We start from the raw sequence: 14,470 nt of genomic DNA on the forward strand, positions 1-14,470 counted from the left end.
CCCTAACCCCTCTCCCTGGGGAGAGGGGAACTAGAAGAGGTTTAGGAAATCGGTACTGGAGGAAAAACCAGTACCGATTTTTGATTCAGTTAAAACTGATAGCTCAAGCTAAAGTGCAATCCTTTATCTTGAAGATTATTACCGCGATCGCGCAAATCCACAATCGGATAGCCATAGTCGAGGCGCAAATTCAAACCCGGAACAGGTTGCCAAGCCACGCCTAACCCAACACTGGCTAAAAACGTTTGTCTAGGCTGTCGGTTCGGGTTATCCCCTTGATTCCAAACCGTTCCCATATCGGCAAACGGAATTAACTGTAAGACAGACGCGCCTCCAGCATTGCGAACCACTGAAATCCGATCTTCCACGGAAAATCGGAATCCATTATCGCCCGATCGCGCATTTTGCCGATAGCCCCGTAAAGATTGCCCGCCCCCGATCGTAAACTGCTGAGACGGCAATAAACTATGGGGGGTTAGCTGTAAATCGCCTTGAACAATCAGCAAATGTCGATCTCCCAAGCGTTGCAGCCGTTGCAGTTGTCCTAACCAACTGAAGAAATGACCATCGGGAATCGGATCGGGGTTTGAGGTAGCATCCAATAAACCCGTACCGATATTAAATTGCGATCGCACTGCCCAAACACCCGTTGCATCGCGGTAAGTATAATCTTGCCCAAACTTAAACACGCTTGTTCGCGAATTGCCATCTTCATCAGGACCAATCCCAAACCCAAAGGGATCGTCAAATAAAAAGGTTTGCCCCCGTTGATGAGCAAACCCCACAGATAAGGCAAATTCTTGGTTCAGCCTCCTGACAATGGGTTGGCGGAAACTGGCTTCATATAATTGCGAGTTTCCCGTAATATCCAACTCATCAAAAGGAGACTGAGTAACACGGTTCCAACTCGGTGCAATCCTTAAACCCACCGTGCCATCCTTGGCATTGACCGGAATGCGATAATTAAAATCTAAAACATTAGCTCCTCCTGTGGTTGTTCGGCTATAGGAAGCACTGATTTCATCTCCCCATCCGGTTAAATTGCGATAGCGCAAAGCTGCCCCAAAGCGTTCCGAACCGACACTCGGCGGGGAATTGTTATCAAAAAACACAACCCCACCAAACGGGTTAGTTTCGCTGACGCGCACCACTAAAACACTTTGTCCTACACCCGTTCCAGGGCGCAAGCTGGCTTCAACTCGCTCAAACAAAGGATTGGTTTGCAACAAACGCAACTGTTCTTCTAAGCGAGCAGAATTTAAGGGGGTATCTGTCCCCAAACGCACGCGACGGCGAATAAAATCGGGATGGGTATGGCGATTCCCTTGAATATCAATGCGTTCAATTCCACCTTCAATAATGCGGATTTGAACGACTCCATCGGTAATCGGTTGATCGACTAACAAGGCTCTAGAGGTCAGATATCCGCGATCGAGATAGAGTTGAGTAATCGCTTGGGCAGCTTGTCTGAGTTCTTCTAGAGTAATCGTTCGGCCTTCTAAAGGTCGGATAATGGGATTGAATTCAGCAGCATCAAATAAGCTGCTACCCATTACTTCAATACGGGTGACAGGAAAGCTAGCAGAAGGTTCTGTCGGTTGTGGCGTAACTTCGGGTGCGGGTGGAGAAAGAACGGGTGCTTCTTCTACAGCTTCGGGAAGCGGTGCAGGGGGTGGAGAAGGTTGGAGAAAGCGATCGCGCCCCGGTTCTGGCGAAGGAATTGGGGGCGCTTGGGGAACCGCTTGAGCCAGAGAAGAAACGGAAATTTCAGCAAACTGGGGAAGCGTTGTCAAGCCATCTTGCAGAGATTGAACAAGTTGTGGAGAAACTTTCAATTCTGGTAGATTAGCTTGGGCTTCAGTCATTGGATCTTCTTCCAATGAGGCTTCTGCTGTCTCATCAGTAACAGACAAAATTGAAGACTCTGCTAAAGCAACTTTTGGATGCACTAGAGCATAAATTGCCAGCACTGGGATGATACAGATCCAAAACTTATTGCATCCGTATTGAGTTCTCAAAGCCTGACTGTGAAACGCAGCGTTCCGTAGAGACATGAGCGATTAGCTCCTCACACTTAGTACCTTGATTATTAGTATAAGGGGACACTCGAAAACCGCCACAAATTTACGGGAATTTTGAGGGCGATCGCACCCTCCTAAACCCTGATAAAAATTAACTTAATTTTTATAATTTTGGAGTTGCCAATCTACTCAATCGCCCCTCAAAATTTAGACCTTTTTTTAATGAGCGAAACAACCTTCAACCCCATCAACTTATCCCTGTAGTTGCTGGACAAAGGCTTGATGTTCGGTAGAATTTAACCCAGTTTGTAAAGTTGCCAGAACCTGCGCCATCTCTCCTTGAAGTAATGCCGATACAGCCAGCCACAAGCCGGGAAATACCTGACTTTTAAGAATGCCACTCGGATCGGCTTCTAGGGCGACATACTCACCTTGCTGTAAGCTGAACCAATCTATCTGGTTTTCAAAAACTCGCCAAACCAGATATTCCTGTACCCCATTGCGCCGATACGCATTTTTCTTAGCGTGCAGATCCAGCGCCACGCTACTCGCTGCAATTTCCACCACCAACTCAGGCGCACCCTCTATATAGTCATCTTCGCTTAAACGAGCTTTGCCGCCAGCCTGAGCCGGGAGCAACAAAACCCCATCTGGCTGCGGTTCGTTATCTTCATCAAGGCGGATCGTGGGTTCAATGCCGAGCCTCACTCCTATCGTAGCGGCTCGATACACGCCTAACCAGGTAATCAGATAACCGTGGGGTTCTGCATGACTTTCAAAACGGAGGGGAGATGCCACGTAAACGACTCCTTCAACTAATTCGGCTTTGGGGATGGGGGAAGCAGCATAGCGACGTTCAAATTCATGACGCGATAGGCGATCGCCATTAGCCAAAGGAGGAGTTTGAGTCTGTGCTTTTGAGAAGCGAACCATGTAAGTACAGAGCAACACGTTACTTTGATTATGCCTTAGTCCTTTAGAGGTAAGGCATCTTTAACTTCAGGATGATGCCAAGCTCGGTGGATTCCGGCAAACTTACAGGGGTAGGTGAAATCTTACGAAAAGAATAACAATGCCAAACGAAATAACTAATAAAAATTTGCCAGAAATCGATCCCACTGAGATTGAAGATTCTAGATTAATCATTGCCGACGAGCATCGGTCTTTCTTAGAAAAGGTAGTGGTTAAAAGCGGACTTGCAGACCTGTATGACGCTAGAGACTTTACAGAAGTCGTATTTCGCGTTATGCGCGACTTAATGACCACTGAAAGCGCCGATCGCGTGGCTTCTGAACTGCATGAGGAAGCGCTACCCACTAAGGAAAAAGCGCTTCAGATGGAAATTGCCGAACTTTGGAAAGATACCAATCCCATCGTCGGCTTTTTAAGTCGGGTGCGTCCGCCCTGGCAAGGTCCTGGTATCTTTAAAATTGACTCCGATCGCTTCCTTTTCCGGGTAGCCAGTGAAGGGGGACTCCCGCGCACTGTCGATTTAGAACAGGCGGTAAAAGCTGTTTTTTCTGCCACTAAAGATGAACTTTCCGACGAACGCATTCAGGAAATTGCAGGTTGGATGCCTGATTACGTGCGGAAGATGTGGGAAGAAGCTTAAACTCACTTTGAATTAATTGAGTCTTGAAGGGAGCCTAGCGCTCCCTTCTGCATTTTTAAAGTTTATTCCTGACAGACGGGATTGACCGCAGCAAGCTGACTTTGGCGTTGCCGATCGATGGTCTGTAATTGCTCAAGCAAGGCATCAACTTCAGCCTGGAGATTGAGAAACTTTGCTTGTTGCTCTGCACGATACACCGATTTTGTTAAAGAAGAGGAGCGCTGAGGATTAGCCGATACTTGAGGGGTAGGGACCAACAGCGCTGGCATATCTGTTGCGGTTTGCAGACTTGCAGGTTTGGTTAATTTTACAGGAGTAATAGTCATTTATGCCTACTCACACCACTTAACAATACTAAACTACACCACGACTAGGATTGTAGCCCGTGTGACGCTTTACGAACTGGCAATTCAAGAGATTAAGCTTACGGATGACATTTAATCCTTTAATCTGGCATGGTAAACGCAGACAAGCGCGAGCTTCTCTTTAAACTGTCGCAATCATGCTATTTCATCGCTTTGTCCGGTTTTTGCGTCATCTAAATTGGGCTACCCTCCGAGAAGTTATAGACTCCACCCTCAGCCAAAGGTTGCCTGGATTAGCAGCAGAAATGGCTTACAATGCCTTGCTAGCGCTATTTCCGGCTCTGATGACGGTCATTTCAGCGATTGGGCTTTCCCAGTCCTTGCAGGCAACGCTCTTTAATCAAGCCCGTTTATTGGGTTCGCTCGCTCCCGACGAAGTGCGATCGCTCATCGGTCAACTGATCGCCGATATTACCACCCGACCCAACCGCCAACTGTTCTCCTTAAGTATTATTGCCGCCCTGTGGATTTTTTCGGGAGCCGTCAGCGCCGCAATGGCAGCCCTCGATCTGATCCACCAAACCCCCAAAAATCAGATGCGTCCCTTTTGGCAATCTAAACTCGTCTCGCTGGGTTTAACCATCGGCACCATTTTACTGTTAGCGATCGCCTCTTTTCTCGTCTTCATCAGCGACTGGTTAGTCCGCCTGATCGCCAATCAAAGTTGCCTTTTTGAACCGGGAAACGAATGTCAAATTCGGACTGGACTTTTAAACCTATGGCAACTCGGACGATGGCCCATCGCCTTAGCTATCGTCTGTGCCTCCTTCGCCTTCCTCTATCGTTTTGGGCCCAGTCGTCCCCATCCCCTCACCCCCATCCTACCCGGAGCCATCCTCGCCGCCCTTTCCTGGGCAGGCCTTTCAGGACTCTTTCGCCTTTACGTAGCCCATTTTGGCAACTACAACCGCATTTACGGCACCATTGGTACCATCATCATCTTGCAACTTTGGCTTTACCTCAGTTCCCTAGTCATGCTGATGGGGGCACAAATCAACGTGGCGATTGGCAAATCCATGCAGCGTCCGCAACGCCTCCGCAAAACCCAACTTTTAGACCTAGCGCCAAGTCCGCAACCCCTGAACGATACCCGCAACAATCGAGAGCAAGATCAAAACCCAGATCGTCCAACCTGGGATAAACGTTAGCACTCCAATGCCCCGCAGTACCCAAACCAGAAACGTCACTGCCAGAATCACCCAGAACACCACCGTCGCCGGTTTAGGAGAATAACGCATCATCACAGCTACCCATCACTTCCGTCTCTCAACTCGGCACTCCCTCAACAGGACTCGCCGCCTTTACCTTTCTTCTACCTTTTTGGGTCAAATCTTTACGCAAAAATCATGTAATTTCACGGGGACGCGATTAAGGTAATCCGTAAAGGGAATACTACATTTAACCCACTCCGGTTAAATTCTAACAACATGACCGCTTATACTTCACTGGACTATAAAAACATTAAACCCGCTACCATCTGGGCGCAAGCTCATTGCCATCCGCTCATGCACGGTGAAATTCTCGTTACACAGAGACCCCATCAAAATTGGGGAGGGGCAGCCGCCACTGCCCAAATGTATCTTCCCCTGTCTCGGCAAACCTGCTGGCAACACCTGACCAACTATCCGCGCTGGGTGCAGTATTGTCCAGACTTAACGCGATCCGAAATTCTCGCCCCACCCACTCCGAGCCAACCGGGCTGTACGCGACTCTACCAAGTGGGAAGTAAAAACTTTATCTTATTTTCTACCCAGGTGGAAATTTATCTGCAAGTCTTTGAAATCTCGCAGCAGCAAATTCAGTTTCGCCTAGAAAAAGGGTCGTTTGTTGACTTTTCTGCGGATTTACTGTTACAAGACCATCGCGACGGTACCCTTCTGAGTTACTCCGTTGCTGCTACCCCCAATTTTCCCATTCCGGGAATGTTTATCCAACAAGCGCTACAGCTAGAGTTACCCGCAAATCTGCGTCAGATGCGGCAAGTTTTGTTAGACGCGGAGTCCGCCAGTTTCCAGGTATGATCGATAGCCTGTGAATGGAATTGCTGGAATTACGATGACTCATAACTACCGCATTACCTTGCTTCCTGGTGATGGGATTGGCCCTGAAATTATGACCGTTGCGGTGGAGGTTCTCAAAGCCGTTGGTCAGCAGTGCAATCTTCAGTTTGATTTTCAAGAAGCCTTGATTGGTGGGGCGGCGATTGATGCCACGGGCAGCCCCCTACCGGAGGAAACGCTCTTAAAATGCCGCAATAGCGAGGCGGTGCTTTTGGCAGCGATTGGCGGCTATAAATGGGATAATCTGCCCCGCCCGCAACGCCCAGAAACTGGACTGTTAGGGCTGCGGGCGGGTTTGGAACTGTTTGCTAACCTGCGCCCTGCCAAAATTTTACCCCAACTGATTGATGCTTCTAGCTTGAAGCGCGAGGTGGTGGAAGGGGTCGATATTATGGTGGTGCGCGAACTCACAGGCGGCGTTTATTTCGGTCAGCCCAAGGGCATTTTTACCACGGAAACCGGGGAAAAGCGGGGCGTGAATACGATGGCCTACACGGAGTCGGAAATTGATCGGATTGGCAGAGTCGCGTTTGAAACGGCCCAGAAGCGTCAAGGGCGGCTGTGTTCGGTGGATAAGGCGAATGTTTTGGAGGTGTCGCAATTGTGGCGCGATCGCATTTCTGCCCTTGCCTCAGAATACCCCGATATTGAACTCTCTCACCTCTACGTAGATAACGCGGCGATGCAACTTGTCCGCGCTCCCAAACAATTCGATACGATTGTGACGGGCAACCTGTTCGGCGATATTCTTTCTGATGCTGCTGCAATGCTCACGGGTAGTATTGGGATGCTGCCTTCTGCCAGTTTAGGCGCGTCTGGGCCGGGTGTATTTGAACCCGTTCACGGTTCCGCCCCCGATATTGCGGGCCAAGATAAAGCCAACCCCCTCGCCCAAGTTCTCAGCGCGGCGATGATGTTGCGTTACGGGCTAAACCAACCGGAAGCGGCCGATAAAATTGAGCAAGCGGTCTTACAAGTTTTAGATTCCGGTTATCGGACAGGCGATATTATGTCTGAGGGAATGAAGCCTGTTGGCTGTCAGGCAATGGGTGAGGCGTTATTGCAAGCGCTATAAGTTCCCGCTACTGTCCTACAAGCCGGAGAAGTCATTTTGGGGGTTGAATTACGCAGTTACGTCTATCTCGATAACTTACAAGCCCAACACGCGGCTTACATCGGCACTGTAGCGCTAGGCTTTTTACCTTTACCGGGGGATGCTTCGCTGTGGATTGAAATTTCCCCCGGTATTGAGATTAATCGGATTACAGATGTGGCCCTCAAGGCGGCTGTGGTGCGTCCTGGGGTGCAGTTTGTCGAACGCTTGTATGGTCTATTGGAAATTCATTCGACGCGCCAGGGGGAGACGCGGGCGGCAGGAAAAGCGATCTTAGATGCGCTAGGCGCAAGCGTCAATGATTGCTTGAAGCCTCGCGTGGTGTCTAGCCAAATTATCCGCAATATTGATGCTCACCAGGCGCAACTGATTAACCGCACCCGTCGCGGGCAGTTATTGTTAGCCGGACAGTCGCTTTATGTGTTAGAGGTGCAACCCGCAGCTTATGCGGCGTTGGCAGCTAATGAGGCGGAAAAGGCGGCTTTGATTAATATCTTGCAGGTGCAGGCGGTGGGGAGTTTTGGGCGGTTGTATTTGGGAGGAGAGGAACGCGATATTTTAGCGGGTTCTAGCGCGGCGCTGGCTGCGATTGAAAACGTAACTGGGCGAGAACATCCTGGGGGCGATCGCCAAGAGTAGTATTGAAGTTATGAACCGAGATCCAATCACCTTACTCAAACTCGGCGTTATCTGTTGGGCCGAATGGCGACAGGAAAATGCTGTGGCTTCCCCCGATTTAAGCGAACTGAACTTACAAGGCTTCGATCTAGAGGGGGGAGATTTCTCTCAAGTCAATTTCAGCAAAGCCAATCTTGCGGAAGCCAACCTACAGACAGCTAATCTTCAGGCCGCTAACCTGAGTTTAGCGAACCTTCAAGCGGCCAACCTCAATCGGGCGGTGCTGTTGGATGCCAATTTAGTCGGGGCTAATCTCAAAGAGGCGGTGCTGAAACAAGCCGATTTGCGAAACGCGAATTTAGTGGGAACTAGCCTGAGAGGAACCCACTTACAAGAGGGGGAATTGGCTAACGCGAATCTCGTGGGTGCAGATTTATTGGCGGCGAACCTGCGGCGGGCCAATCTTTCTGAGACGAATCTAGAAAGCGCTAATCTGCACGCTGCCTTACTGATTGAGGCGTATCTTTATCGGGTAAATTTTCATAAGGCGAATTTAAGTAAAACGCACCTGAATGGCGCTTACCTAGTGAGAGCAAATTTGAGCCAAGCTACGCTCTACGGAACAGATTTCCGATGGTCTAACTTGAGTCAGGTCAATTTGCAAGGGGCTGATTTAGCTCAAGCTAATTTAAGAGGAGCCAATCTCCGGGGCGCGAATTTGGAGAATGCTAATTTGGAAGGGGCTATCCTACCGGATGGCACGATTCACCCTTAGTCTCAAGAGAGTTAGAGCGTGAGCGAACAACCTTCTTCGATGATTCCGATTTTTGTGTACGGTCGCCAACAATGCGGTTGGACAGTTAAGTTGATGCGAGAACTGACTCAGCAGAATGTCCCGTTTATCTTCCGGGATATTGACGATCGCGCTTTGCGAGCTGAGTTGCAGCAGGTTCTCGCCAAGGGCGGAATTACAGGGCGCTATCCCCTGCCTTTAGTGTATGCTCGCTCTCAGGTGATGCTGCGACCTTCAATTGAGCAAGTTCAGGCAAAGCTCTAGCCTCAAGTTATCCCGCACCGATGCGTTCTCGGCTAACCGTTCGCCTGAAGCCTCTCGTTAATTTTCAATTAATTCATCATCGGTGACGGCTGGAGCCGATTGACTTTCGAGTTTTGCTAGAACCCGCAGTTCGCTCTCGCTAAACCCATCGCGGACATCTTTGAGTTCTTCAAAGGTTTTACCCACAATCCGCGCGATCGCCCGGAGTTGCTCGTCGTTGACGGGTTTGTTGCCATTATAAATTTCTCGCAGTTCGGGGAGAGATAGCTTGTAGGAGTCGCAGAAGCGGACAAACTCTTTATCGCTGACATCGAGTTCCATTTGGCGATCGCGCAGCAAGAAAGCGATCGCCTTAGAACCATGCTTGGGTCGTTTAATCTTCTCGATATACTTTCGCATCACCTCATTCACTTGGTTGAGATCGCCGCCGGAAACGCGCAGCAAATCCAAACAAACTAACTGCATCGCCCGAAACAGCGTCTCTTTTTGTTTAATGACCTTTTCGCGATCGTTCAACGCTTTAATAATGCGATTTGCAGAGTCTTGCGAACAGAAGCCGACGGTCTTCCCTTCGTAACAGATCGGAACATACGTCTCTTCAGATTGAAGTTGCCAAGGTGAAAGCGGAGTATTCAAGATCGTCAGTCCTATGGATTAATGCACGACTTAGTAACCTAAGACTTTAGCGAGACATCAATTCTCGCTCTCCCTTTAGAATTAAAGGGTAAAGGAGATTGCGATCGCACCGATCGCCCCTTAGACTCGTCTGAATCATAGCGCGATCGCCTTGGATGGGTTGCGCGAATATTCTTTGGGCGAACGTATTTAAGTTTAACCTCCAGTTTACTGGGATTCAGCAGTCTGAGTACAGACATCACCATCGCACTAAAAAAGGGAGACTTTCAATCTCCCTTGGGTCGCTCCACCCTTTCCTGCAAGCGCAAACGGGGATGAAGACCGAACCCGAATCCTATCGTAAAATGGGCCGAATATTAATTTGGTAGTCAGTCGGATCGGTACCGTCCCCATAATCAGCCAATTGCGGATCGAGTTGACTTTGCAGAGCGGCGATCCGATCTTGAGTTCCGGGGTGAGTGCTAAGAACAGTGGGAACTCCGCCTCGACTGAGGAGTTTTTCCATAAACTCAATCATCGCCATTTGAGGATAGCCTGCTTGACCTAGGGTTACTAACCCGACGCGATCGGCTTCAAATTCAGCTTGGCGGCTGTTGGGGCGGCGCAAGGCCAATTCTACTCCTAAACCCACCAAAATGTTACGGTTCAAGCCCGCAGCACTGGCAAGACCTTGGGCGATCGCCATTTGTCGCATCTGTTTAAGAGCGTGTTTTTCGGTAATATGACCGACTTCGTGAGCAATAACGCTCGCGAGTTGCGCTTCATTATCGGCTGCTCGAATTAACCCCGTATGCAGATACACATAACCCCCCATTGTGGCAAAGGCGTTAATGCTATCATCTTGGACGACTTGAAACGTATAGCGAAAGTCATTACCAGGGGGACGCGGACTTTCTTGGGCGATCCGCTGACCAATCTCGTCAATATACTCCACAACATCTCGGTTGCGGTAGAGTCGGACTTCGCGGTTGACGAGTTGCTGGTTAATTTGACCGCCTAGTGCAACTTCTTGGCGATCGGAAAGATTAGAAAGTTGAACGACTTGAATTCCCTGGAAAATGAGGTCAAATAAGGAAAATGCTGAACCGGGTACTGGAACAGAGACTAAAATTCCAATGGCGACGATAACGGAAATCAAGGGATAAGTCCATTGACCCAAGTATCGCTTCAACGTGGAAAAAGGCTTAATCATCATCAAAACCGTGGCTGCAAGTTTCAGGACATCTCAAAGGGCACTTCAGAGACTAGACGCACTTTGCGAAGTTGAGGTTGCTCAATTTCACATTTCTATTCAGTCCTAATGCCACCATACCAAGTGCAACGCACTCTAAACGAGATACCCGGCATTGCTTTACACAGATTTTATCAGGGGTTGCAACTCACCCCAGTGCGGCTCATTAACCTCATCCCTATCCTTAATTTTCCGATCGCGCAAGGATGATAGGCTCGATCGAGCCTAAAGCCTTGAGATGCAGCATCAATGCGTTGTGAAAAGAATTGAAAAATGTCTGAAATAGCAGACCGATCGGGGACTAACTCTAGCGGTGAGAGTTAAGTTGCAGTGAAGCCCAGAAGAAAATTGTAGCGATTGGCAAGACCAATCATCTTGTCTAAATGGTAAAAGCTTGAGCGATTTTATATTCGCCTAAGCTGACTTGAATGCTGAATTGTTCGCCAATTTCACCGCTAAACTCAAACTGGATATTCCGATTAGTGCTTTTGGCGATCGCTTCCATGACGGAGGTGCCACAATGGTCGAGCAGCATTAGTTTCAGGTTCTCCGGTAAGTAATCGCGATCGCTACCCGAATGAATCTCCAGTAAAACATTCACCCGATCGGCTGGAGCCTGTTGCAAACCCACCAATAAAGCAATAGGTTGATTCAATGGCTCTAAGTGTAACAACTTTCCCCGCTGTACGCTGCCATGATAACGAAAATTAAATGCAAATTCGGGCGAAGGTTGTAAAATTTCTTCCACCTTTTGCCACCCCGCCTCTATCACCCCTGAGAGCCAATGACTCAGGCGGATGGTTTGAGCCGGTTGAAGCGCATTAAGATAAACAATAAAACTGGAAAGACTTTCTAAGTTGTGTAAGGGAATTTCTTCACTATCGACTGTTTGCACAAAACCTACAAGAGTCGCTTCAGTGAGGCTTTCATTAAAAGCAACGCCGATAAACCCAATCCGATCTGACCAAACTTCAGGGGGGACGTAAAGCATTCTGTGGGTGGGTAGAATAGGGCGACATTCCAATTTACCCAAAGGAGGGATGCACAGATCGGCAACATCAAGTAAATGTTGCATCAAAGGATTCCAACTGTCGCTGCTTTCTAAATCGGTTTCAATTCCCAAACACTGTAAGTAAAAATTAACCGCAGAAACGGCGAGCGTATTGAGATAAACTTGTTTGATTTTTTGAGAGGTAACGTGTTGTTTACTCAGGCGCTCGGCATCTAAACATTCAGGTCTGCCCAAGGGGACAGTAAACGTTAATCTGTTTTTATGGCTTCCCATAGTGCTTTTCCGGTCGAGTCTATTTTTCATAGTTCAAACAAAAATCTTGTAGCAATGGTGTCAGTTTTCTCAGGGAACGTTGATAAAAACTACTTAAGGTTGGAATTGGAATATCAAACTCTTGAGAGATTTCTTTCCAGGTTTTCCCCTCTAATCTGAGCAGCGCGATCGCTCTTAAATTGGCATCAGATCTATTCGTGATATGTTCGTCTTTAAAGTGACCTCCTCGATCTTCAATTAGACATTTTTTAACTAACTCAGCTAGCGACTCTGGGGGAGGATCTTCTTGGGGGATATTATCCAAATCGGATAACGTTTTTCGATGCTTGCTCTCTTTGGCTCTAACATCCCGAATAAATCGCCTCTCCATTAAAGAATTAACCCATGCCATAACCGATCCAATCTCAGGGTTATAATTTCCGATATTTTTGCAAATATACAGAAAAAGTTCTTGTCGAGCCTCATTGTAAATGTCGTCATAGTTAAGAAATTGTTGCGATGAAGGGCGGTAAAGTCGTTTGGATTGTAAAATTGCATTTACAAGTTTAGTCAACGCAAAATACCGCTCTTGACTGCATGGCGGATGCTGTTGAGCTTCTAACGCTAACTGTTGCAACAGCGTATCTAAGCTACCGTTACCTGGAGAATTCATCTATTACTCCATCAACTCTGCTTAAAACCAAAAGACCTGAGCGGTCTTTAAGGTTAGGACAGTTAGAGATGGAGAATTGAGATGCAATCGATTCATAAACGAACTAAGCCTGCGTGAAACCAACATGAGGGGACGCCCTCTATTGCTTTCTCGGCAGAAGGTCAAGATTTTTATGTCAATTGGGCTAAATATTTAATAAATATTTACAATTGCGCTCGGTAAGATGCAAATCTCCCCCTTTTTGTAAAGTTTTGATGAACTGGGCGAAACTTGCATAAAATCTCTCTCTTACGACCGATAAAGAAATAGAGGCGGGTTCCAGTTTATTTTGTTACTTGAATTATCCGTAATTATTGCCGCATTGAGGGGTTTGACAACGTGTTCAGCACCAGCAGTCGGATCTGCGATCTCGTTCAGCAAGCACTAGCCATTGGTTTTCTGAGTCTAGAAGCTGAAAATTTTCTCAGACACCTATTATGTGCGCCTTACGATCGAGCCGATCTCAAAGCCTTTCTGCAATTACAAGAAGCAGTAGCCTCCGGAAGCGTTAAACAAGAATCTCGCGAACTCCGAAAAACTCAAATTACTAGAAACTCAGCCTAAAGCTATCCGCCTTTTCCAAAACTGGGAAGTTCAACATTATATCAGGGAGAATCACTCGATGAAGGGGTTGAATCAGTCTACCGCCAAGGGATTTGCTATGCGATTTTTCTCTAAAAAAAGACAAAAGCCTTCTGTAGAACTATCCGATCAAAGCTTTATTCTAGAACCCATCTTAACCCCTAGTGGTATTATTGACGGCTCAGACGACAATGATTCAAGCACTTTGTTACTAGACTTTTCTAGTAACGAATTGGATAGCTCGATAGAGCCTGAAATTGACAGTTCGCCCGATCTCGATATTCCAGACTCTCCAGTCGTTCTCGATAATTTGCTTGAAACCCCTCTTTCCGATACAGAAATTGAAACGATCGATTATGTCACTTCTGATGCAGACATTCTTCCTGAAATCGGAACTGTAGAGGGGGTTGAGGTATCTGATAGTGAGGTAACTTATTTAGGAGAAGAGACTAGCGAAACTGAAATATCCGATAGTCCCATTGCTGATTCAGTAGATGAGATTGGCGATAATTCTCAGGAGAGTGAGGAAATTGCGATCGCCTCAACCGATTCCTCCGATCCTGAAACGAGCGATCCAGTTGATACTACTTCCGATATTGAGATCGCACCGAAAGAAAGCGAAATGCCCTCAACGGAAGAGATTAGCAACGATGTAGCAGAACTTGCTGCTTATGAAGAAACCGAAATTTCCGATAGCGAACCCTCAGCCAGCAGCATTGAATCTAGCGATTTGGAAGTTGCCCTAGATAACGATACCTCCGCAGTTAGACCTATCGATGACTTAGAGGGAAATTTACCCGAAAATGAGATTGATTCCCCTGATGATAGCGCTACAGAGTTAATCGATCCAATTCTTCCCCCAGACATTATTCCCCAAACTGAATTTACCTTCGACTCCGGCGTCTTCACCGTTGGAGAAAGCGGCGTTGTCGGAATTGACTTCCTGTTTGATGGAGGCGCTTACAAAGGCGAACTGGGGATGTTTAGCCTAGAGGGAATGAACGAATTTGAACCCGGTTCCGAAGCCTTTATCCAAGAAGCCGCCAGACGCGCCTTAAAGCCAATCAGAATTAGGTCATGTCGTCATTAGCGATATCCAAGAAGGGGCTAAATTTAGCGCCGCCTTACCCCATGAAGGGAATTTTAACTCTGGAGAATACCTAGGGATCAAAACCTTTACTATGCGTGCTGGCGACCA

The 14,470-nt window shown here is 47.7% G+C and carries 17 protein-coding genes; 9 read left to right on the forward strand and 8 right to left on the reverse strand.

Going from position 1 to position 14,470, the window contains the following annotated elements:
* Positions 1 to 89 precede the first annotated feature (89 nt).
* Both QQ055_RS02490 and QQ055_RS02495 read right to left on the reverse strand, forming a co-directional pair.
* Positions 90 to 2,054, reverse strand: a complete 1,965-nt coding sequence (locus QQ055_RS02490; protein WP_286004188.1) for a ShlB/FhaC/HecB family hemolysin secretion/activation protein — start codon at positions 2,052 to 2,054, stop codon at positions 90 to 92.
* Positions 2,055 to 2,273: 219 nt separating this feature from the next.
* Positions 2,274 to 2,954, reverse strand: coding sequence for a Uma2 family endonuclease (locus QQ055_RS02495; protein WP_286004189.1), 681 nt, complete (start codon positions 2,952 to 2,954; stop codon positions 2,274 to 2,276).
* Between the two features lie 139 nt (positions 2,955 to 3,093).
* Here QQ055_RS02495 and QQ055_RS02500 point away from each other — a divergent pair, with 139 nt between their 5' ends.
* On the forward strand, positions 3,094 to 3,633 hold the full coding sequence (locus tag QQ055_RS02500) for a DUF2267 domain-containing protein (protein ID WP_286004190.1): 540 nt from the start codon (positions 3,094 to 3,096) through the stop codon (positions 3,631 to 3,633).
* Between the two features lie 62 nt (positions 3,634 to 3,695).
* Here QQ055_RS02500 and QQ055_RS02505 read toward each other — a convergent pair whose 3' ends face one another.
* Positions 3,696 to 3,959, reverse strand: a complete 264-nt coding sequence (locus tag QQ055_RS02505) for a hypothetical protein (protein WP_286004191.1) — start codon at positions 3,957 to 3,959, stop codon at positions 3,696 to 3,698.
* 176 nt (positions 3,960 to 4,135) lie between these two features.
* On the opposite strand from QQ055_RS02505, the gene QQ055_RS02510 reads away from it, so the two are divergent.
* The 6 genes from QQ055_RS02510 to QQ055_RS02535 all read left to right on the forward strand — a co-directional run bounded on the left by QQ055_RS02510 (position 4,136) and on the right by QQ055_RS02535 (position 8,847).
* A complete protein-coding gene (locus QQ055_RS02510; RefSeq protein WP_286004192.1) occupies positions 4,136 to 5,146 on the forward strand; it encodes a YihY/virulence factor BrkB family protein in 1,011 nt (336 codons plus the stop codon).
* 279 nt (positions 5,147 to 5,425) lie between these two features.
* Positions 5,426 to 6,019, forward strand: coding sequence for an SRPBCC family protein (locus tag QQ055_RS02515; protein WP_286004193.1), 594 nt, complete (start codon positions 5,426 to 5,428; stop codon positions 6,017 to 6,019).
* Positions 6,020 to 6,053: 34 nt separating this feature from the next.
* Positions 6,054 to 7,133: a 3-isopropylmalate dehydrogenase gene (gene leuB, locus QQ055_RS02520; RefSeq protein ID WP_286004199.1), complete on the forward strand. Its 1,080-nt coding sequence runs from the start codon at positions 6,054 to 6,056 to the stop codon at positions 7,131 to 7,133.
* Positions 7,134 to 7,169: 36 nt separating this feature from the next.
* A complete protein-coding gene (gene ccmP, locus QQ055_RS02525; RefSeq protein WP_069970014.1) occupies positions 7,170 to 7,811 on the forward strand; it encodes a beta-carboxysome protein CcmP in 642 nt (213 codons plus the stop codon).
* A gap of 10 nt (positions 7,812 to 7,821) precedes the next feature.
* Positions 7,822 to 8,565 (forward strand): pentapeptide repeat-containing protein, encoded by a 744-nt coding sequence (locus QQ055_RS02530; RefSeq protein ID WP_069970013.1) that lies wholly within the window; start codon positions 7,822 to 7,824, stop codon positions 8,563 to 8,565.
* 18 nt (positions 8,566 to 8,583) lie between these two features.
* Positions 8,584 to 8,847, forward strand: a complete 264-nt coding sequence (locus QQ055_RS02535) for a glutaredoxin family protein (protein WP_069970012.1) — start codon at positions 8,584 to 8,586, stop codon at positions 8,845 to 8,847.
* 57 nt (positions 8,848 to 8,904) lie between these two features.
* Here the strand turns inward: QQ055_RS02535 and QQ055_RS02540 are convergent, their stop codons facing one another.
* The 5 genes from QQ055_RS02540 to QQ055_RS02560 all read right to left on the reverse strand — a co-directional run bounded on the left by QQ055_RS02540 (position 8,905) and on the right by QQ055_RS02560 (position 12,651).
* A complete protein-coding gene (locus tag QQ055_RS02540; protein WP_199314582.1) occupies positions 8,905 to 9,483 on the reverse strand; it encodes a hypothetical protein in 579 nt (192 codons plus the stop codon).
* A gap of 38 nt (positions 9,484 to 9,521) precedes the next feature.
* Positions 9,522 to 9,728: a hypothetical protein gene (locus QQ055_RS02545; RefSeq protein ID WP_286004194.1), complete on the reverse strand. Its 207-nt coding sequence runs from the start codon at positions 9,726 to 9,728 to the stop codon at positions 9,522 to 9,524.
* Positions 9,729 to 9,817: 89 nt separating this feature from the next.
* Entirely contained in the window at positions 9,818 to 10,675 is an 858-nt protein-coding gene (locus tag QQ055_RS02550) for a M48 family metallopeptidase (RefSeq protein ID WP_286004200.1), read from the reverse strand.
* A gap of 418 nt (positions 10,676 to 11,093) precedes the next feature.
* Positions 11,094 to 11,999 carry a DUF1822 family protein gene (locus QQ055_RS02555; protein ID WP_286004195.1) on the reverse strand — a complete coding sequence of 302 codons (906 nt, stop codon included), beginning with the start codon at positions 11,997 to 11,999 and terminating at the stop codon, positions 11,094 to 11,096.
* Positions 12,000 to 12,018: 19 nt separating this feature from the next.
* Positions 12,019 to 12,651, reverse strand: a complete 633-nt coding sequence (locus QQ055_RS02560) for a sigma-70 family RNA polymerase sigma factor (protein WP_286004196.1) — start codon at positions 12,649 to 12,651, stop codon at positions 12,019 to 12,021.
* Positions 12,652 to 13,029: 378 nt separating this feature from the next.
* Between QQ055_RS02560 and QQ055_RS02565 the strand changes: the two genes are divergently transcribed.
* Positions 13,030 to 13,254, forward strand: coding sequence for a hypothetical protein (locus QQ055_RS02565; protein WP_286004197.1), 225 nt, complete (start codon positions 13,030 to 13,032; stop codon positions 13,252 to 13,254).
* A 97-nt stretch (positions 13,255 to 13,351) separates the two neighbouring features.
* The gene (locus QQ055_RS02570) at positions 13,352 to 14,362 is read left to right on the forward strand and encodes a hypothetical protein (protein ID WP_286004198.1); all 1,011 of its coding nucleotides are present in this window, start codon (positions 13,352 to 13,354) and stop codon (positions 14,360 to 14,362) included.
* Positions 14,363 to 14,470 lie beyond the last annotated feature (108 nt).

The organism is Geitlerinema calcuttense NRMC-F 0142, assembly GCF_030285425.1.